We start from the raw sequence: 19,018 nt of genomic DNA on the forward strand, positions 1-19,018 counted from the left end.
TAACGCGTCATAAATTAACATCGGCTTTTATTCATTTCACTAGATTCTAATAAATATTTTCTTTTTATACATCCAGTAACAAATGTACCAAAGTAAAAATAGTACAATACAGCTTAAAATAATTTGGGCACTTAGTTCGCCCGTCCAACCGAACAGCGCGTTGGAAAACGGAAGTACAATCTTTTTAATAAGATCGGCTCCGCCAACATGTGCAAATAGATAAATGAATAGTGGGTTCATCCCTACTACCGCAAAATATAATACGCCTTTTTGATATTTTTTAATGTCTATTAACCAGTAGCACAATGCTAGCGCGATTAATGACCACCCTCCACTGGCGACAACAAATGTGCTGGTCGCTATCTTTTTTATGATGGGGGTAATAGGACTCAGACCATATCCTATGACCAAGCCAATAACACCTGCAATACATAAGAATTGAAGTTTTTTCTTTGCTGAATAATTTCCGATTAGCAATTGGCCCGCGAGAACGCCCCATATTGTATGTGCCGCTGTAGGTATGGCATTGAACATTGCCCAACCAGCTCCCTGTTGCTCTCCGGAAACAAGCATATTAAACCAGGTTGGAAAATTTTCTCCATCGACAAAGGCATTTGTGAATCCTTCAACTGGAAAGAAGCGATATAAGCCTTCGGTAATGATAAGTAAGAGTACAGAAAAACCTATTTGAACCACCACGGATTTTCGGATTACCAAAAACGCCAGAATATAAGCAACTCCCAATTGGGCCAATACATTTTGAAATCTGAAAACGATAACGCCGGGGTCAATACAATATAAGCCCCAGCCTAGGAGCAACATCAAAAATGCTCTTTTGATAGCATGTATGGTCAAGTCTTTATAGGAATCGCCTTTTGCCATTCGTTTTGAAAAGGACAGGGGCATGGCAACACCTACAATAAACATGAAAAAGGGCTGAATCAAATCCCAAAAATGCAGTCCCTCCCAATCAACATGATGAAATTGAGAACCGATAGTATAAACAATGGTTCCTTCAAACCTTGGTAAAACAAAAAAAGTGAACAAATGAGAAAATTCGGCAATAAGTAAAAACATGGTTAGGCCTCTATAAAAGTCGAGCGACAGAAGCCGATCACTGGGGTTTTCTTGTACTTTGGACATAGTTGTTGGTTTGTAATTTGAAAATACGATTTTGTACTTAGTTTTTAGGTTTGTTAAGAACGGCTTTAAGCTCTGATGACGTCATAAGTTCAGTATTTGTTATGCTTTACTTGTGGCTAAATTCATCGTTTTTCAGCAATTCCCTCGCACTTAAATGTATAAACTTACCCTATCCTTAACAAATTATTGTCTTATTTCTAGTTCATTGGTAAACATGTTTGGTAATTGATTAAATCTTTAAGCTTGGATAGAAGGCAAAAACTATCTTTTTAGTATTGTTTACGGTTTTTATAGAATGTGAGGTGCTATGATATTTTGATTCTTATCGGTTCTCGCAGCAAAACTGTTACTTAATTAAACGGATATGCTAAATGGTGAAATCGTTATAAATGTATCAAAAGGTATGAAAATCGATAAATTCACAAAATTTTAGTAAAATATTTGGGAAATGTATTTATATTTAACCCTATATTAACAACTAACACCTAACTTTTATATGAAAAACCAACCTTTACCTGAGAAAGGGCGTATTTTACAAAAGAACGCCTTAATGACATTGTTTATATTTTTTGGTGCTACGTTCTTTTTTGGCGTGCTGGCGCAGAGCACAATAACAGGTACCGTTACCGATGAAACTGGTTTACCTTTGCCTGGCGTTAGCGTTGTTGTAGATGGCACCACAAGGGGTGTTTCAACAGATTTTGATGGCCTTTACGCAATCGATGTAGATTCTGGAAATGCCACATTGGTGTATTCTTATATAGGATATCTTACCCAGCGTATTGCCGTGGGTAATCAAACTGTTATAGATTTGGTAATGAACGAAGATGTTGCGAAATTGGATGAGGTAGTTGTAGTGGGTTATGGTACCCAGAAAAAAGCTACCCTTTCGGGCTCCGTTTCATCTGTTGACGGCGCAGAATTGGAACAAGCCAATTCTCCTAACTTAGGTGCCGCATTGGGCGGTAGGGTGCCAGGGCTTTTTGTAGATACTGGCCAAGCGGTTCCAGGAGCGGATACTCCGGCAATTCGTATTCGTGGTACAAATACATTTAACAATTCAGGTGCTTTGGTCGTTATAGATGGTATTCCGGACAGGGAAGGCGGTATTGCTCGTATCAATCCTGCGGATATCGAAAGTATATCGGTATTAAAAGATGCTTCTGCTGCCATTTATGGTGCGCGTGCTGCTAACGGGGTTATTCTTGTTACCACTAAAAGAGGTAAAGTAGGCGCTCCAACAGTGAAAATTCAATCAACAGTAGGATTGCAAAATTTTACCCGTACACCAGAAATGTTGACCGGTGCTGAGTATATGGATTTAGTGAACGTTTTAAACGTTTATAAACTTCCTGTAAGCGAATGGGAAACAGCCCACGCAGGCCGTGGTGCTCCGTATACAAGATTGGATAATGGAGAGGAAGTCTTGCCAACATTCGATAATAACAGAATTCAACAAACTGCCGCAGGAAACGACCCCTGGTTGTATCCGGATACGGATTGGTTCGATGAAATTACTACAAAAGGATCGGTAATTCAAAGACAAAACCTTCAGGTTTCCGGTGGTACGGAAGATGTACGTTATTTGGGTTCTTTTAGTTATTTAACGCAGGACGTTAACTTTAGAGGTGCACCTAAGCCCTATGAGCAATTTGACTTAAGATTGAACCTAGATGCCAAGATTAGCGAGTCGTTGAGTGTAGATATAGGGTTGTATTCAAGACAGGAAAATCGCTATTCGTCCACTCAAACCGGGCAAGGCATATTTGCCGATGCCATACGGCAATATCCTTGGTTTCCAGCATACTGGCCAACAGGCGAATTAGGACCGGATATTGAAAATGGAAATAACCCGGCGGTACGTGTTACCGATAGTCCTGGTTTTGACGATAATAGAACAAATTTCGTACAAAGTAATATTGGAATAACCTACAAGTTTCCTTTTGTAGAAGGGCTGCAGTTTAAAGGTTTGGTATCCTATGACCAATCCAATAGGTCCCGAAGAAGATGGGAGCGTCCATGGACCTTGTTTACTTGGGACGGTGTAAATAGAAACTCTTCTGGTCTTACCGAGGCACAGCGTGGCCCGGGCGATCCTAGTTTACGGCAGGAGCATACTGTGAGGACGGATTTTACAGCAACGTTCACCGGATCTTATGAAAAGAGTTTTGGAGAGCACAACTTTAACCTATTAGGCGGTGTTACTAGAGAAAACAATACCCGCCAATCGTTTGAAGCCTTCCGAAGATTTTTTCTATCTAGTGAACTTTCACAATTGGATCTTGGTGGTAACGAAGGACAAAATAGTGGTGGTAGAGGACTTGAGATCGCTCGGTTAAATTACTTTGGGCGGCTAAACTACGATTACAAAAACAAATATTTATTGGAGTTTTTGTTTAGATATGATGGGTCTTATTTGTTTCCAGAAGAAAATCGATTTGGATTTTTCCCAGGTGTTTCTGCAGGTTACGTAATTAGTGAGGAGCCATTTTTCGAGAAGGCGGTTCCTTTTCTGGACTTTTTAAAGATCCGTGCTTCCTATGGTGAACTTGGAAATGATCAAGTTCAGCCATTTCAATATTTAAACGCTTACAATCTATCCCAAACCGGTTTGGACCAGGTGGTAACTACAGCGTTTGAAAGAAATGTAGCTAATCCTGATATTACTTGGGAAACGGCTATTTCCCAAAATATTGGTGTGGATTTAAGAGCGTGGAACAACAAGCTATCTTTGAGTGTTGATCTGTTTAGAAATTCAAGAGAAGACATATTAACCCAGCCGTTGCTTACACTACCGGAGTATAGTGGAATTACCCCTCCAAGAATAAATATTGGCGAGTTTGAGAATGTAGGCTACGAATTTACCTTAGGACTTAACGGGGGTAAAGGAGATTTTAGTTATAATTTAAACTTTAATTTTAGCGATACCAGAAACAAGTTACTATTCTTTGATGAGGCAACATTGGAAGACCGTCCTTGGCAACGTCAAACAGGAGGTGAAATTGGTAGGCCTTTATTGTATAAATTTGACGGTGTTTTTAGAAACCAGGGAGAGATTGATGCGGAAACCTTGGATTACAGTGAAGTAGCGCCTATTTTACGTCCAGGAGACGCACGTGTTGTGGATATTAGTGGAGACGGAAAAATTGGTCCGGAGGATAGGACCCGTGTAGGGGGTAGCCCATTTGCGGATACGCAATTTGGATGGAATACATCTATGAAGTACAAAAATATTGATTTTACCATGTTCTGGTCCGGAGCCGCTGGTGCTTGGAGCCGTTATGAGTGGAGCTTCATGTCCGGTACCTTGGCAAACGTACAACGTGATGTGCGCGACCGGGCTTGGTCGCTTGACAATCCAAACGCCTATGGACCACGCTTGGCCGATAGGGGAGATCAATGGTATTCTAACAATACGGATGCCTACATGATAAAAAGGGATTTTTTCCGATTGAAAAATTTGGAATTAGGATATAGTTTTGATCGCCAACTAGTAGAGCAATTAGGTGCTGAGAGCTTGCGCATATCTTTGACGGGCACGAACTTGATTACGATTACGGATTTTCCTTTTGATCCGGAGGTGGCGCAGATTAGTAATGACGATTTAGAGAATAACGACCCTAATGATGATGACGGTACCGTAGGTGTTAGTGGTGGTAGAGTGGTAAACGGAGGTATATATCCGCTTTTAAGAACGTTTAATATTGGAGTGCAAATAACTTTTTAAAATTAACTATGATGAGAAAAAAACTAGTAAAAATGATTTACCTCTGTGCTTTCGGGCTTTCGGTGGTAGGTTGTAACGATGACTTTCTGGAGACCCAGCCTTTGAGCCAGGCCTCCGATGTAAGTGTGTGGACAGATTTAAAGCTTTCGGAAGCCGCGGTTCTTGACCTGTACCAAGGAACATGGGCAGGTACTTTAACCCGTGAGGAAACGACCGATGCCTTTACGGATCAAGCGGTATTTACCCACCCTGGACGAGGCGTAGATGGCTATACCGAGGGAAAAATGAGCCCCGATTATGGTACGTTTATGGATATGCAGTGGATGAGTTGGCCACAATTATATCCTTTTATCAGAAACGCCAATATTGCCATTGCGCAATTACCTGAAAATATGGCAGGTTTTGATGGGCCAACTTTGGACAGGCTGCTAGGGGAGGCGTATTTTATGCGTGCCTACTATTATTCCCAGTTGATGCGTCAGTTTGGGGGTGTGCCTTTATTGTTGGAGCCGCTTACTTTAGATAGCGAAGCAAACAATCCACGTGCCACTTTTGAGGAAACTGTAAATCAAATTGTAGCGGATTTGGATTTAGCGATTGACCTATTGGAAGATGCGCCTTTAAGTAAAGCACGTGCACATAAAATTACGGCAATGGCACTCAAATCCCGTGTTTTAACACATGCAGCTAGCGACTTGTATGAGCCCAGTAAGGCGTCAAGTGTCTCAACGATAGCTGCATACAGTAACCCTGAACTAATTGGATACACTGGAGGTTCTCAAGCCCAAAGATGGGAAGCTGCGAAGGCTGCTTCAAAAGCACTTTTAGATGCTACTACAGGTTATAAGTTGGATTACTCTGCACCGGCCTCTTTTGAAGAAGCAAGGCAAAATTATGAGGATATCTGGTTACAAGGAGACGAAAATCAAGATTTTATATGGGGTAGATTAGTTGAAGAGTTTGGTTTTGGCTCTAGGACATATCCCGGTGGTGATGGCTGGTCGCAAGGTCCAGGAATGGTTGCCCTGTACCATGGCCCAAATGGGTATAGAGAATGGGCGGGAACAACGCCAACGGAGGCCTTGGTTTCCAAATATACATTAGCGGACGGTACTGAGTTTAACTGGGACAATCCAGCACATGCTGCTGCACCTTATGACAACAGGGAACCTCGTTTTTATTCTACCTTTCTTTATGACGGGGCACCTTGGAAACAAAGAACGGACGATGTTGTTAAATTTGATAAATGGAACGAACTGCAATCCGGTTTTTACACATTTTTGGACGGAACTATCGTTAATGGTGTAGACACGCGTCAAGGTCCGGTTGAAGATTGGAACGGGTCTAGAACTGGTTATTATTTCAGAAAATTTGCCGATCCTCGGCTGCCTCCGTCGTGGCCTAATAATCTACAAAAAATCGATGCACCCTACATCAGGTATACCGAAATCCTTTTGAACTATGCAGAAGCTTCCATTAACACCGGAGATGAAGGTGAGGCAAGGGCATGGCTTAATAAATTACGTTTTAGAAACGGTTTGCCCGAGATAACTGCAGGTGGATCTGAACTGGTTGAAATATACAAACGTGAGCGTGATAAAGAGCTAGTAAACGAAGATGCTCGATTCTTTGATATGAAACGCTGGCTGGAAGGACCATACTCTTTGGACAAACAAGTGCAAACAGTAATCGTTCAAGGCACACAAAAACCCGGAACAACGGTTGAACCGGGAGACTATAGAAAAGATACTACGGTCTGGGATTACGAATACACCCCTAGTGAGATAGTATTTGAGAATCGTAGGTGGCAAGATAAGGTCTACTTTATGCCCATAAAGCAAGAGGAAATTGATAAAGATCCCTCATTGATCCAGAATCCTGGATATTAGTATACCATTTAAGGTTTAACAATTATTAGGAATAACCCTTAGCACAAAAGTGCGGGGTTATTCTTATTTTAGTACGTTAATGATAATAGGAAGGCAAATGATTAGAAGAGTCGTTTTTATCTTGTTTTTAGTTATACTGGCATCTTGCGAGCATGATAAGGTTAACACTGTGCAGTTTAGTAAACTGGATGCTTCGGTTACTGGTGTCAACTTCGCCAATACGCTTACAGAAACACATACTTACAATTACTTTACCTATCCCTACATGTATTTAGGTGGAGGTGTTGCAACCGGTGATTTTAACAATGATGGTCTAGAGGATATTTTTTTTACCGGTAATATGGTACCCAATAGACTCTATTTAAACAAAGGCAACCTGAAATTTGAAGATATTTCTGAAACCGCTGGTGTTTTAGGGGACGATCGCTGGTACTCTGGAGTTACCCTTGTAGACATAAATCAAGATGGTTATTTGGATATTTACTGTTCTGTTAGCGGCAAAAATGGACCACATAACAATGTACTTTATGTAAATAATAAAAATAACACGTTTACCGAGAAGGCTAAAGAGTATAGGTTAGATTATGACGGTATCAATATGCAATCTGTTTTCTTCGACTACGATTTGGACGGGGATCTAGACCTTTATACTATTACGTACCCACCTACCAGTTTTGCTGCTCCTGTAGAATATTATGCCTATATGCTGAACAAGCATATTCCCAAGGATTCCGATCGTCTTTTTAGAAACGATAACGGACAATTTACAGACGTCACGGACGCAGCTGGTCTTCGTTCCTTTGGTCTAAGTTTAGGTGTCGTAGCCTCAGATGTAAATAATGATGGCTATACCGATATTTTTGTTTCCAATGATTTTAACGCACCGGATTTTTTGTTCATAAATAATCAAGACGGTACATTTAGCAATAAAATCGATGTTAGTTTACAGCAAACATCCTTCTTCGGTATGGGTGCGGATATTGCCGATTTTAATAATGATGGATTTATGGATATTTTTCAATTGGACATGTCTGCCGAAGATAATTTTAGGTCCAAGGCCAATATGTCCGCAATGGATCCGGACGCTTTTTATAAGTCTGTAGATGTTGGTCTCCACCATCAATATATGCAGAATTCACTTCAACTGAACAATGGCAATGTCCAGGGCGAATTACCCCTATTTAGTAATATTGCCAGACTGGCTGGTGTTTCATCTACCGATTGGAGCTGGGGTGGCCTGTTGGCCGATTTTGATAATGACGGTCATAAAGACTTATTCGTTACCAATGGAATACGCCGTGATGTAAACAACAAGGATTTTTATGCAAAGCACAGGGAATTCTTCGATAAAATGGAGAACGATCCCAATTATAAAAATAAGGAGGAAGAGGTAGGCTTGTTAAGATATTTAGAGGAGTTACCATCTGAGAAACTCGCCAACTATATGTTCGCAAATAATGGGGATTTGACTTTTAGTAAAAAATCGAAAGAATGGGGCTTTGAAGAAAAAACGTTTTCCAATGGGGTTGCTTTTTCAGATTTAGACAATGATGGCGACCTAGATTTGGTCGTAAATAATCTGGAAGACACGGCAAGTATTTATGAAAATAATGCTGCGAACACGAATTATCTAAGTGTAAACCTAAACGGTGGTAAAGAAGTGTTGCCTAATGGGAGTAAAGTTTTGGTGTATACGGAGGATGGTGTTCAAATGCAAGAGCACAATACGGTACGCGGCTATTTATCTTCGGTATCATCCAAGCTTCACTTTGGTCTTGGAGCAGTCCAAGATGTAGACAGTTTGTTGGTGTCATGGCCAAATGGTCGAACTACCAAATTGGAAAATGTTGCTGCTAATCAGATGCTAACGGTAGATTACGATAAAAACGAATCACTTGCTAGAAGTTATAGGGCGCCCAGATATACACAGAGAGCTTTTGAAACCGTTGCTTTGGACACCCTAAAGAACTTTAAACACGAGGAGAATCCATTTAATGATTTTGAGGTAGAAGTATTGTTGCCCCATAAAAATTCAACCTTGGGCCCTAGCTTGGCTTCGGGTGATTTAAATGGTGATGGTATGGAGGACTACATTGTAGGGGGGGCAGTAGGAAGACCCTCTGCGGTATATTTGCAAAACTCCGAAAGTCAGTTTGAACTGTTTGAAATTCCTGCGCTAGAAGAAGACAAATATTACGAAGATTTAGGTATTTTGATTTTTGATGCTGATGGAGACGGTGATAATGATTTTTACATTGCCTCTGGAGGTAATGAATTTAAACAAGGTTCTTTGGGGTATGAAGATCGATTCTACGAAAACATGGGGAACAACCAATGGCGCAGGAGTATTGAAGCCATACCGGATACGAGGACAAGTGGAGCAGAAGTATCTGCTTCCGATTTTGACCAAGATGGTGATCTAGACCTCTTTGTAGGGGGTAGATTAGTGCCAAAAAAATATCCCTATCCGGCCGATTCATATATTCTTGAAAATGTAAGTACATCGGAGTCACCTAAGTTTGTGAACATAACCGATAAAGTACTCCCGGACCTAAAATCAATTGGCTTGGTAACTTCCTCGGTTTGGACCGATTTTGATAAGGACGGTTGGGAAGATCTTATCGTAGTAGGGGAGTGGATGTCCATTAGGTTTTATAAGAATAATAAGGGTGTTTTTGAGGATGTATCCGCTAACATGCTTTCAGGAAATACCACAGGCTGGTGGTTTGATATTCGGAAAGGGGATTTTGATAACGACGGTGATGAAGATTTGCTGGTAGGCAACCTTGGTGAAAACTACAAATACAAGGCCAGCGAATCAAACCCTTTTAAAGTGTACCTGAACGACTTTGATGAAAACCAAACATCCGATATCGTACTTAGCTATAAGAAGGGCGATACAGAGTTTCCTGTACGTGGTAGGCAGTGCTCGTCGCAGCAAATGCCGGCGATAAAGGCAAAGTTTAAAGATTATAATTCTTTTGCAAGCTCCTCCTTGAAGCAGATTTATACGCCTAAAATGTTAGAGGAATCACTAAGCTATGAAATCCATTCGTTTTCTAGTGTATACCTAGAAAATGATAATGGAAGGTTTAAAGTGAAGAAATTGCCGCAGCTTGCACAGATTTCTAGTATTAACAAGTTTGTTGTTGATGATTTTAACGAGGACGGTAACCTTGATGTGGTATTAGCAGGTAACTTGTACAATTCGGAGGTAGAGACACCGAGAAATGATGCTAGTCTTGGACTATTTCTAGAAGGCGATGGAAAGGGGAATTTTAAAGCCAAGACAGTGTTAGAATCCGGATTAAAGATAGTAGGCGATGTTAGAGGTATGGAGGTTATAACAACTAAAAACAAGGTTAAACATATTGTTGTTGCCAAAAATGATGATTGGTTACAGCTTGTTAAAGTGAACTAGTTTTTTCCTTATGCTCACTATTACTGTTTTGTATGAGAATAAATTGCTATTAAATGGGTTCTGATATTAAACGGAGTCTCTATGCCATCTTTTCCTAGTTGCGCTGTCATGGTCTTTGACGGGCTCACGGGCATGTGACAAGAAATACAGTTTTGTGACATCATATCTGGTTTGGAAGTGTTTGACGAGCATCCCATTGTTTTTTCAGAATGGCAACCTATGCATTGCATGTTAAAATAGTTGGTATTTCCACGCTGTTTTTCATGGGGGTTATGGCATGTTGTGCAATCCATCTTAGGTGTTTGCTTAAAGCATTCGCTTTGGATCAATAGGCCATATTGATTCCCATGAACATCTAGTTCAATATCGTTTTCCGGAGCGGTGCCTTTGGAATATTCCTCTAAATTTTGTCCGGGAAGAAACAGGAAGGGGTTGCCCTTTACCGTTGTACGCAGTCCTGAATGACATTGCGCACAAACATCAAGCCGTTGTTGTCTGGAGAGCGTGTCGAATTTTACGATAAATTGTGCAGTCTCCGCTCTGGTTACGCGCTGATAATCTACATGCTTTTGAGCAGGGCCATGGCATTTCTGACAATCTACGCCAAATAGTATTCGCTCCTTTTCATACTGGTTTCCTTTAATTGACCCTTTATTTTCAGCAAAGGTTACATGACATTTTATACAAGCGTCCCTAACAGGCCTTTCGGTAAAATATTCGGGGTACCCAATACTGTTTATCCAGGAATCGCTTTGCGTGTGATAGGACGCATGTAATTGAAAGAGTTCGTCATCTTTCCACGTAAGATAGGTTTGTCCACGTACACCGGAACCGACCACAATATCAAACTTATTGTCGGGTATGGTTATGTTCCTGTTTTTAATGTTGGTATGTTGGTAAAAAATTCCATTTTCATCTTGCATTGTAAAGATAACATCTTTAAGGTCCAAAATGTTGGACCCTTCTTTAAAACTTCCTTTGATAGATGTGCTATCGGCCAACTTAGAAGTGTTGAAGTGCGCCGTTTGAAGATGGGTTCGATAAATGTCTGCATGGCATTCGGAGCAGGATACCGCCTCTGCAAAAGAATTTATATCGTTTTGCGTTGCCGGGTGGGGTGCCTCATAGTGGTTTGCTTTTATTGGCCCATATTTAATCGTATAGATGATAGTTCCTACAAGAAGAATAGCAAGAAATATACCTAGGTTTATAATTAATTTTTTACTCATAACAGAATTCGAATTCTTAACTTTTAAGATGAAGCCTTTCACTAATATGCATGAATTACTGGTATTACTTTTTTTAAATCCTAGGATTTAAAAAAATAGTCTAGGTCTTCATAAATTGTCATTGGGGTTGTTTTGGTAGTTCAAAACCTTAAAATACAAAAAATAGGTATTTAAGGTCTCTTAGGTTTTATATGCTTTAAACGATTAGCGTTTCAAAGTAAAATGGCCGGACACCTTTTGTTGATTATCAAAGGTAGCTCTGAACCAGTAATCGGAAGAAGGTATCTGTCTACCGTTAAAGGTTCCGTCCCATCCCTGCGAGTCTGCATCCATTTGTTTTATTAAGGTTCCATAGCGGTCGAAAATGTAAATTCTTTCGAGCGTAATGCCAAAATTTTCGGGTGGTGGTACAAAATTCCAGAAATCATTATAACCATCGCCATTGGGCGTAAAGAAGTTTGGAAAATCCTCTGAACTTATATCTCTGTCCACCGTTCTTTGTGTTGTTCCACAACCGTTTTTGTCTCGAACATAGGCAACATGTTCCCCGGCTTGTATATTTTCAAAAACAGGACTGTCTTGGTAAGGTCCGTTTTCATTATCTAACGCATACTCATAATCTCCATCGCCACTGGCGTAAATGGTAATCTGTCTTTCGCCGGTTAAAAGCAATTCCTTTTCGATAGTATCTATGGTGGCTGCCTCGGACGCAACCAAAGTAACTAATTGGGTGCTGGCACATTCCCAATCTATTCCTAGGTAATTTATAATATTATAAACTTCTAGAATATATTTTCCGGGTTCAACAATGGCAGCACTACGCTCCTCGGAAATTAGAGTTTCAGGCTCACCTACATTTGTTTTATACCAGCGATAACCGTCGCCAACATCATTGCTAGTAATTATGTAAGGGAGTTCATCGCTACAAATACCTACTAGCGAGGGGAATGTGATATTTGGTTTTGTAAGTATGGTCTCACCTGTTTCCTCATCAATAATAGGTTCGCAAATATCAAACCCGGGTCCGGTAAAAAAGCTCTCTTCGGTACAGTTGCCCAAGCTACCATTTTCGTTAACGGGGGTAACCTTGATAAAGATTTGAGTCCCTTGCGGCAGGTCTTCGGGCGGGTCGTAAGACAAAACGTTGCCTACGTTAAAATCATTTAAAATATCGGTTCCTCCACTAGTTGTGCCTATGGACAATAAATAGCCCGTGGCAGTAGGAGCGTATTCCCAGATGATATCAGTTACTACGGTCACGTATGACGCTTCATTATCAGGAGCGGTTAGCACCGTGCAGGGAGGCGGGGTGGTAACATTTGTAGTAACAAATGAAATCTGGGAGCAGAGTTGCGGTATGGTAGTAAATTGAATAACGCTCAAGCTAACATAGACTCTAGTATTTTCTGGAAATCCCAAAGGAGGTTTGTAGGAATTAACTAGGCCTAGAGACAAACCATTTTCAATTTCCGTTCCGCCAGGGGTGGTTCCTATTGAAAGTAAGTAACCGTTAATGCCCTGCAAAGCCGGCCAGGTAATAGTAGCATCCACAGGTATTTCGTTTGCTCCTGTTAAAGGATAACTGATTTCGGTACAGTCTTGCGCATGCGCATACAAGCAATTACCAACTATCAGAAATAAAATAAAGAGTAATTTTCTTTGCATGTAAATACAATCAAACCTTATATCACTAAATCATTGGTGCTAGGGTCGCATCATAATATCAGCCGTAATAATTTAATCATCAAGTATTGCTTCATCCAAGTTGTTTTTTGCACATCATTTAAGCTAGATACATAAGGTAGCGAACACTTTTAAAAACAGTACTTAACAAATTGTATCATGTTTCTGAATAGAATAGCACAATGAATCAGTAAGTTAATTAAAGTATTGGTTTCTGAAAAATATCTTTACTTTTGGTTTATCTGAATTTATGTGCCAAAATTAGAGCTTTCGTGTAGTTGAATTATGCAAATGGTCAAGGCAACAACTTCAATCAAAATCTAGCTAATCAATAGATTAGGTTATATGTTAGAACCAAAAAAGGGTTAGAGCTAACCCTATCCCTTTACTGGTTTTGCCTCATCTAGAACTTTAACTAATAGCGTCCGTTACTCCCGGTGTAGGAATGGGATAGTGACCGTTTTCATCGGGTAGGGTAGGTGGGGTGGAATCCCAATTTAAGTCTCTGGGCACCAGAAGCTTATTGGATTTCATTGCCTCGTCCCAGCTGACTACTTTTCCGGAATATGTGGCCATTCTGCCCAAGATGGCGGTCATGGTGCTTTTTGCACCGTTCTCGGCATCGCTTATGACTTCATTATTTCTGATGGAGGCAAAGAGCCTATCGTGTTCTACCTGATAAGGGTTGGGGTCGTTCTTGCCTCTATGTTCAAAAAGGGTATTGCCCTCTAGATCTACGATACTGGCCGTACCTGCGTCCTTCATATCTATGTGTCCTTTGGTTCCCTGAAAATTCTCGCCCACTTTGGACCACGTCCCTGGTTGATGTCTACATTGACTGGAGATTACGGCACCACTTGGGTAGGTAAACTCTACAAAATGATGGTCGAATATTTCCCCATGGTCAATTCCATTACGTATCTGGCGGCCGCCCATACCTTGCGCAGATATAGGATATTCCCCTAAAAACCAATTGGCCACGTCTATATTATGAATATGTTGCTCTAGGATATGATCTCCGCACAACCAATTAAAATAATACCAGTTGCGCATTTGGTACTCCATTTCGGTTTGGCCAGCTTGTCTAGGTCGCACCCAGACTCCGGCACTGTTCCAATATACTTGGCCCGAGGTTATTTTTCCTACGCTGCCTTCTTTTATTTTTTCGGCAATGGCCAAATAATTATTTTGATAATGACGCTGCAAGCCAACGACCACGTTCAGTTTTTTCTCCTTGGCGATTTTTGCCATCTCCAAAACTTTACGTATTCCAGGTACGTCGGTTGCCATGGGCTTTTCCATGAAAATATGTTTTCCTGCGTTTACGGCATATTCAAAATGATAGGGCCTAAACCCGGGGGGTGTTGCTAAAATAACTACATCTGCTTGGTCTATGGCTTTTTTATATCCATCGAAACCTACATATTTGTGCTTGTCCTTTACATTTACCTTTCCTGTACCTTCATACGCTTTTTGTAGGTTGGTAAGGCTATCGTCCAGTCTGTCCTTAAAAGCATCGGCCATGGCAACCAGTTCTACATTTTCATCTGCCTTTAATGCCTGGTTTGCAGCACCTGTACCACGTCCGCCGCAGCCTACAACGGCTATTTTCAGTTTTTTGTCATTAAACACGTTTGCCATTGCACTTAGTTCCATTCCTGGTAAAAGCATTCCCGCCGTTACCAATGCACTGTTTTTAACAAAATCCCGTCTGGATGGTGTTAAGAAATTGGGTTTCGATTTTTCCATTTTTTCGGTTTTTATAATGTTATAATTCTTGGTTCCAGTAAAGTTTCATTTCCTCGGGTGTTGGCTTGGTTACCTGCCTTACAATTCTGAATCCAACAAAAGGCGCATCCGTATTCCACCATTTACTTTTTGGAAATTGGGGGTCTCTCATTTTCCAACGTTCCATAGAACCTGTTCTGGCGGCACTCCTTAAATCTTCCGGATCATCGTCATAGGAACCCCCACGTGCCGTTCTGGGATATTCTTTTGTTGCAGGCTCCCAAGGATTTTCAAGTACGATTTTTCGGTTTGCATAGGCCTCGGGAATGTACTGATCCAAGGTCCATTCCGCAACATTACCGTGCATATCGTAGAGTCCCCAAGGATTCGGTTTTTTCTGCCCTACTTTTTGGTAGGTACCATTACTGTTTTTGTAATGCCAAGCGTAGTCGTCCAACTCTGTCGTGTCATCCCCAAAATGATAGGCGGTGGTGCTTCCTGCCCTTGCTGCATATTCCCATTCCGCCTCCGTAGGCAATCTATAGAAGTAGCCTGTTTTGGCGGACAGCCATTTACAAAATGCAGATGCGGAATGATGGGTTACGTTGCCAACGGGTAATCCAGTTTCGGTACCCATTCCTAAGCTCATATCCACGTAAGGAACAGTGGCTCCCGCTACGGCATCTACTTCAATGTCGACATCCGAACCTTTTGATGTATTGGGTACGGCATCTATAGTTCGGTTGACGAACAGATTGTATACATCCCAGGTAATCTCGTATTTGGACATCCAAAAAGCATTTATTTGAACTTCGTGACTAGGTCCTTCATCTGCGTTCCTTTTTATTTCTGATTCGGGACTACCCATGGTGAACGATCCTGATGGTATAAAAACCATATCCAGCAACGCATCGGAGCCTGTAAGAACTTGACTGTAGTTTTTAATCTCTTTTTCTTGAGAAAAACTAGAAAGAAGTCCTAAAAATAATAGGGGTACTAAGGTGATGTATCTGCAAATCATGTTTTAAATATAGATTATTTTAATGTAAATCCATACAGTTTTAGACCAAAGTAGGGATCGGTATCGTCGAATGTTTTTAGAAACCTTATGGTTAATGGTTTTTTTAATCCAAATCGGGCTTTTAGCGCTATTGATCTGTAGATATGCGGTTAAAAACTAGGACAATACTCTTGCCAATTTTAATTATTCCTAGAAACTAAAATAACTATGAATTTTCGTTCTTTTTTGATTCTAGGTTTTTGGTCTTGTTCTTTTGCGTTACCCCCTGAACAGGAAAAACCGTTCTTTGAGCTCCTCTATGGCAGTGACCTTGTTGGTGGTAATGTACTTCAGGGCCTCGTCCGTAAATTCTTGACCCTTGTCCGTTAGGGAAACAATGTTGTTTTCCGTATGGATGAGGTTGTTCTTGGCGGCTAGTTCCAGCACGGTCTTGGCACGTACCTTTTGCCAGTTGATGTGCTCGCTGAGGTGGTTAACGTGCCGCTCCTCTTCCTCGGTATGATTTTGGAGGTGCAACAAAAATATCAAAAGGGAAACTTCCACGCGCTGTTGACGCTCCCTGAACAGACCGGACAATACCCCTTGTTTGGGCGCAAAAAGATAGGCCGTTAAAAAAAGCAGGCCCAATACGGTGGTCATGGAACCGGCGATGGAAGCATCTAAAATATTCGCCATCCAATAGCCGCCAATTGCGGCGATGATACCGAACACACTGCTCAACAACAACATACGTTTAAGATCATTTGTGAGTAAATAGGCTGTGGCCGCGGGCGCGATGATGAGGGCCACGACCAAAACGGCGCCCACGGCATCAAAGGCACCCACAATGGTGACCGAGGAGACCGTCATAAGACCGTAATGCAGGATAACCGGCGAAAAGCCCAAGGTCGTGGCAAGGCCCTTGTCGAACGTGCTTAGCTTCAATTCCTTGAAAAACAGTAAGAGCAGCACCACGGAAACCAATAAAATAACACTGATCACCCAGAGCGATTTTGGCCCTATATCGGTGCCGGAAATGAGGAGCCTGTCAAAAGGGGCAAAGGCCAGTTCGCCCAACAGAACGGCATCGACATCCAAATGCACATCATTGGCATTTTTAGCGATCATGATAACGCCAATACTGAACAAAGCCGGAAACACCAAACCGATGGCAGTATCTTCTTTAACTAGGCCTGTTTTTTGAATGAATTCTACCAGCATTACGGTAATGACTCCTGTCAGTGCAGCCAACAAAATGAGCAGGGGCGAGTTGAGGTCCTGGGTAATAAAAAAGCCCAAAACGATGCCCGGTAGAATGGCATGACTAATGGCATCGCTGATCATGGCCATTTTACGGAGTACCAAAAAAGTACCGGGCAAGGCACACGCTACTGCGACCAAGGCTGCTATGAGCTGTATTTCTATCTGCGCGCTAGTCATTTTCCTTACCTATTTGATTAAATATGGATTCCGCTTCTACATAACCTTTTTCGGTCATGGCCCAGTCGGTTCCTTGAATTTCTATCAGTTGTTGTTCCTCTAATTTGGTTAGGGTTTTTCTGGTAAAGCCTTGAAAGTTGTTCAGGATGCGGATGGCATGCGGATGCGACACATTTTCGTGGTTTTTGGCAATATGGTACATGAACGTCAGGGTTTTCTTTAGGTGTAGTTCCCTTCGGTTTCTTCTAAAACGGATTTCCCGGAACAGTAGCCCCCGACCCGGGGAAAAAATAAAGGAGACAATGACAAAAAATGCCGCCACCAGTACGATCACCGGTCCGGTGGAGAGGTTGTTCTCACTGGCGCTGATCGCCGTGCCGAAAACCCCGGACAAGGCCCCAAAAACCGAGGCCAAAGTGATCATAACGCCCAGGCTGTTGGTCCATTGCCTAGCGGCCGCTGCCGGCGCCAGCAGCATGGCGCTCATCAATACCACGCCCACGGTCTGCAGGCCTAACACAATGGCCAGTACAATGAACGTGGTAATGAGCACATCCAAGAATCGGGTATTGAAGCCCAAGGTCTTGGTATAATCGGCATCAAATAATAATAGCTTGAGTTCTTTCCAGAACAAGAGTAGTACCAAAAGGCTAATGCCTGTAACAACTGCCATGATCCATACATCTTTTTCTACCAAAGTGGCGGCCTGTCCAAACAAATATTTATCCAGCCCAGCCTGATTGGAGTTTGGCATTTTTTGTATGAAGGTGAGCAGGAGCATTCCAAAACCGAAAAACAGTGAGAGGATTAGTCCTAACGCCGTATCGCTTTTTAATCGGGTACGTTTTACAATACCCTTGATCCAAAAGGTTCCTACCAGACCGCTAACAAGTGCACCAATTAAAATATAATTGGCATCCTTAACACCGGTAATGAGAAATGCAATTGCAATACCCGGTAAGGCGGCATGCGAAATGGCATCTCCTAAAAGACTCTGCTTGCGCAGTACGGCAAAACTACCCAGCATACCGCAAATAGCACCTAAAATTGCGGTGCCAAGCGTAATGGTGCGCAAGGTATAGTCCGTGAAGAAATCTGATAGGGTCATTCGTAGTTAGTAGTTTTTAGAGGGTAGAGGGTAGTTTATAGGGGGTAGAGAGTGGTCGTTATCTGTGTTTTTTAGGTTTATCTGATGATTCATGTGCTACTGTATTTGGTTTTTTAAAGCTATTTTTTTGATTCGTACCAACTTATTTGTTTTTTAAATATTTCTGAAGGGCCGTAATCATCTTCGATAGTTCTGCCAGTTTTATTCTGAATTGTAAATTGATGTCATTATCAATATAGTTTCTTCTAAAAGCGATGGTAGAGCAAGTAACACATTCCCTGACCGAATCTATGGCAATTTGTAAATATCTATTAAAGGATGCATCGCTCCCACCAGAACCTTCACTGATATTTAGAGCTATAGAATTCGCCGCGCGAACATATTGCGAGGTGAGTCGGTATGTTTCAACTTTGGGAAAGGTTTCCGTTATGTCGTATACGTCGTCAATAAAATCAAGCGATTTCTGATATATTTTTAAATCTTCAAAATTAAACTTCGGCGTTTCCATGTTTAGATGGTAGTTTTTAGCGAGTAGATTGGTAGATTCAAAACAACGAGTGTAAATCTTGTTATATGAATATGAAACTGCAATAATTTTTTCATTCTAAATGTTTTATTTTTCACAAATTTTCACCAACTACCAACTACCA

Annotated in this window: 11 protein-coding genes; 3 read left to right on the plus strand and 8 right to left on the minus strand. The window is 41.4% G+C overall.

Annotation, left to right across the window (positions count from 1 at the left end):
- Window positions 1-39: 39 nt before the first annotated feature.
- Entirely contained in the window at window positions 40-1,143 is a 1,104-nt protein-coding gene (locus tag ACFQZJ_RS07240; protein ID WP_379933442.1) for an acyltransferase family protein, read from the minus strand.
- Window positions 1,144-1,639: 496 nt separating this feature from the next.
- On the opposite strand from ACFQZJ_RS07240, the gene ACFQZJ_RS07245 reads away from it, so the two are divergent.
- The 3 genes from ACFQZJ_RS07245 to ACFQZJ_RS07255 all read left to right on the plus strand — a co-directional run bounded on the left by ACFQZJ_RS07245 (window position 1,640) and on the right by ACFQZJ_RS07255 (window position 10,180).
- Window positions 1,640-4,870 (plus strand): SusC/RagA family TonB-linked outer membrane protein, encoded by a 3,231-nt coding sequence (locus tag ACFQZJ_RS07245; RefSeq protein ID WP_379933443.1) that lies wholly within the window; start codon window positions 1,640-1,642, stop codon window positions 4,868-4,870.
- Between the two features lie 8 nt (window positions 4,871-4,878).
- On the plus strand, window positions 4,879-6,759 hold the full coding sequence (locus ACFQZJ_RS07250; protein WP_379933444.1) for a RagB/SusD family nutrient uptake outer membrane protein: 1,881 nt from the start codon (window positions 4,879-4,881) through the stop codon (window positions 6,757-6,759).
- A gap of 97 nt (window positions 6,760-6,856) precedes the next feature.
- Window positions 6,857-10,180, plus strand: coding sequence for a VCBS repeat-containing protein (locus ACFQZJ_RS07255; RefSeq protein ID WP_379933446.1), 3,324 nt, complete (start codon window positions 6,857-6,859; stop codon window positions 10,178-10,180).
- Window positions 10,181-10,200: 20 nt separating this feature from the next.
- Here ACFQZJ_RS07255 and ACFQZJ_RS07260 read toward each other — a convergent pair whose 3' ends face one another.
- From ACFQZJ_RS07260 to ACFQZJ_RS07290, 7 genes are all read right to left on the minus strand, one after another.
- Window positions 10,201-11,409 (minus strand): multiheme c-type cytochrome, encoded by a 1,209-nt coding sequence (locus ACFQZJ_RS07260; RefSeq protein ID WP_379933447.1) that lies wholly within the window; start codon window positions 11,407-11,409, stop codon window positions 10,201-10,203.
- Between the two features lie 204 nt (window positions 11,410-11,613).
- A complete protein-coding gene (locus ACFQZJ_RS07265) occupies window positions 11,614-13,074 on the minus strand; it encodes a T9SS type B sorting domain-containing protein (protein WP_379933448.1) in 1,461 nt (486 codons plus the stop codon).
- 429 nt (window positions 13,075-13,503) lie between these two features.
- Window positions 13,504-14,841: a Gfo/Idh/MocA family protein gene (locus tag ACFQZJ_RS07270; protein ID WP_379933450.1), complete on the minus strand. Its 1,338-nt coding sequence runs from the start codon at window positions 14,839-14,841 to the stop codon at window positions 13,504-13,506.
- Window positions 14,842-14,860: 19 nt separating this feature from the next.
- On the minus strand, window positions 14,861-15,841 hold the full coding sequence (locus ACFQZJ_RS07275) for a formylglycine-generating enzyme family protein (protein ID WP_379933451.1): 981 nt from the start codon (window positions 15,839-15,841) through the stop codon (window positions 14,861-14,863).
- Window positions 15,842-16,099: 258 nt separating this feature from the next.
- Entirely contained in the window at window positions 16,100-17,260 is a 1,161-nt protein-coding gene (locus tag ACFQZJ_RS07280; RefSeq protein ID WP_379933453.1) for a metal ABC transporter permease, read from the minus strand.
- Entirely contained in the window at window positions 17,253-18,368 is a 1,116-nt protein-coding gene (locus tag ACFQZJ_RS07285) for a metal ABC transporter permease (RefSeq protein ID WP_379933455.1), read from the minus strand. Before ACFQZJ_RS07285 ends, ACFQZJ_RS07280 begins: the two co-directional genes overlap by 8 nt.
- A 142-nt stretch (window positions 18,369-18,510) precedes the next feature.
- Window positions 18,511-18,876 (minus strand): four helix bundle protein, encoded by a 366-nt coding sequence (locus ACFQZJ_RS07290; RefSeq protein ID WP_379933457.1) that lies wholly within the window; start codon window positions 18,874-18,876, stop codon window positions 18,511-18,513.
- Window positions 18,877-19,018: the final 142 nt, after the last annotated feature.

The organism is Maribacter chungangensis, from assembly GCF_042676845.1.
Taxonomy (GTDB): domain Bacteria; phylum Bacteroidota; class Bacteroidia; order Flavobacteriales; family Flavobacteriaceae; genus Maribacter; species Maribacter chungangensis.

Excerpts from the sequence above, each read along its gene's own strand:
- ACFQZJ_RS07240 (WP_379933442.1), bottom strand. The coding sequence starts at position 1,143 with ATGTCCAAAGTACAAGAAAACCCCAGTGATCGGCTTCTGTCGCTCGAC.
- ACFQZJ_RS07245 (WP_379933443.1), top strand. The coding sequence starts at position 1,640 with ATGAAAAACCAACCTTTACCTGAGAAAGGGCGTATTTTACAAAAGAAC.
- ACFQZJ_RS07250 (WP_379933444.1), top strand. The coding sequence starts at position 4,879 with ATGATGAGAAAAAAACTAGTAAAAATGATTTACCTCTGTGCTTTCGGG.
- ACFQZJ_RS07255 (WP_379933446.1), top strand. The coding sequence starts at position 6,857 with ATGATTAGAAGAGTCGTTTTTATCTTGTTTTTAGTTATACTGGCATCT.
- ACFQZJ_RS07260 (WP_379933447.1), bottom strand. The coding sequence starts at position 11,409 with ATGAGTAAAAAATTAATTATAAACCTAGGTATATTTCTTGCTATTCTT.
- ACFQZJ_RS07265 (WP_379933448.1), bottom strand. The coding sequence starts at position 13,074 with ATGCAAAGAAAATTACTCTTTATTTTATTTCTGATAGTTGGTAATTGC.
- ACFQZJ_RS07270 (WP_379933450.1), bottom strand. The coding sequence starts at position 14,841 with ATGGAAAAATCGAAACCCAATTTCTTAACACCATCCAGACGGGATTTT.
- ACFQZJ_RS07275 (WP_379933451.1), bottom strand. The coding sequence starts at position 15,841 with ATGATTTGCAGATACATCACCTTAGTACCCCTATTATTTTTAGGACTT.
- ACFQZJ_RS07280 (WP_379933453.1), bottom strand. The coding sequence starts at position 17,260 with ATGACTAGCGCGCAGATAGAAATACAGCTCATAGCAGCCTTGGTCGCA.
- ACFQZJ_RS07285 (WP_379933455.1), bottom strand. The coding sequence starts at position 18,368 with ATGACCCTATCAGATTTCTTCACGGACTATACCTTGCGCACCATTACG.
- ACFQZJ_RS07290 (WP_379933457.1), bottom strand. The coding sequence starts at position 18,876 with ATGGAAACGCCGAAGTTTAATTTTGAAGATTTAAAAATATATCAGAAA.